The sequence below is a fragment of the Streptomyces sp. W16 genome (assembly GCF_033194735.1).
In the GTDB taxonomy this organism is placed as follows: Bacteria; Actinomycetota; Actinomycetes; order Streptomycetales; family Streptomycetaceae; genus Streptomyces.
In genome coordinates this window covers 1-1,426 of the sequence record NZ_JAWOAI010001070.1, presented here as the reverse complement: position 1 = coordinate 1,426, position 1,426 = coordinate 1, and the positions used below count along the sequence as shown (strand labels likewise).

The window sequence follows — 1,426 nt, the reverse complement described above, 5'->3', positions numbered from 1 at the left end:
CGCCACCGCGACCAGCAGCACCGCGACGAGCGCGGACGCGGCCGGCCGTACGACACGGTGTACGGCCTCCCAGCCGCGGGGGGGGGGCGTACGGCGGGATGCCAGCAGAGCGATCAGCAGGATGCCGGCCGACCAGCCCAGACCGCCCAGCAGGGTCGGCGCCGTGTCGACGGTGAAGCCGACCGCCGCCTTCGCCTTGACCAGGTCGCTGATCTTGCCTGGCAACAGGCCGCCGATGTCACCGATATCGCCGATGCCGGGGATGTTCACCCCGCCGCCGCTACCGCCGCCGCCCGTGAGTTTGTCGAGGCCCAGCTTGCTTCCGTCGATCGTGATGACGTCGTGCCCGGCCCAGGCCAGCCCGCCGAGCATCGCCACGAAGAGCGCGATCACCGACCCCGCCCGCGCGAGGAGTTCGGCCGGTGCGATCACAACTCCGGCCGCCCGCAGGGACCGTAGGAAGAAATACGACAGCAGGAGCGCTCCCGCCAGGCTCACGCCCAGCGGGGTGATCGTGACGGCCGTGGTCGCCTGGGCGCCGGTCAGGCCGAAGGCGGAGACGTCGCCGGTCGGGGTGACCGAACCGCCCGTGCCGAGCGCCACCACCGCCGCGGTCATCGGGCCGAGCGAGCCCGCCGTGTCGGCGCCCAGCAGGTGCAGGCCGAGCGCGGCCGTGCCCGCCATGCCTATCAACGCCCAGCTGACCGAGGCGATCGCGGACAGCAGGACGTCACCCCAGGGCACCCTCGTGTCGTAGTGCGCCGTCCTGACACTCGTCGCTGAACTCATGGCAGACCCCCCGATCCGCGGCACGGCGTGGTGCGGACACCACGCATGTCCCCCTCGCGTGGATTACCACTCTCCGGGTCGGTTTCCACCCCGTCAACGGAACCGCCGAACGCGTAACAGCGTGCTCATCACAAGGCCCGACTTTCGGTCAGGGGGTGCAGACTGAAATAGTTCCCGACGATGTTCGACATCCCTAGACTCCCCGTGATGGGGCGTAACTCGGGGGACTACTCAGTGGGGCATGGAGTGCCGGAACTCGTACTGGAATTGAATGGACGGACCTGGACGCTCGACGCGTCCAGGACCTACACCCTCGGACGTGATCCGCAGGGGGACATCGTGGTCGACGACGCCAGGGTCTCCTGGCGGCACGCCACGATCAGCTGGAGCGGCCGGAGTTGGGTCATCGACGACCACGGCAGCACCAACGGCACGTTCGTGCAGGGGCAGCGCATCCATCAGATGGAGATCGGCCCCGGCTCGTCCGTGTACTTGGGCAACGCGACCGACGGCCCGAGCCTGAGCCTGTCGGGCGCCGCCGCCTCCGTCGCGAGCCCGCAGGCCCAGCCGCAGCAACAGCCGTACGCGGCACAGGGCGCGGGCCCCTTCCCCGCGCTGCCCGCCGCCAAGGTGCTGG

At 70.3% G+C, this 1,426-nt stretch carries 2 protein-coding genes; one reads left to right on the top strand and one right to left on the bottom strand.

Going from position 1 to position 1,426, the window contains the following annotated elements; genetic code table 11:
* Positions 1-789, bottom strand: a 789-nt coding sequence (locus R6V09_RS53150; RefSeq protein ID WP_317888557.1) for a streptophobe family protein, incomplete at its 3' end; no start/stop codon positions are given.
* A 246-nt stretch (positions 790-1,035) separates the two neighbouring features.
* Here R6V09_RS53150 and R6V09_RS53145 point away from each other — a divergent pair.
* The coding region (locus R6V09_RS53145; protein ID WP_442810312.1) for an FHA domain-containing protein at positions 1,036-1,426 on the top strand (391 nt) is incomplete at its 3' end.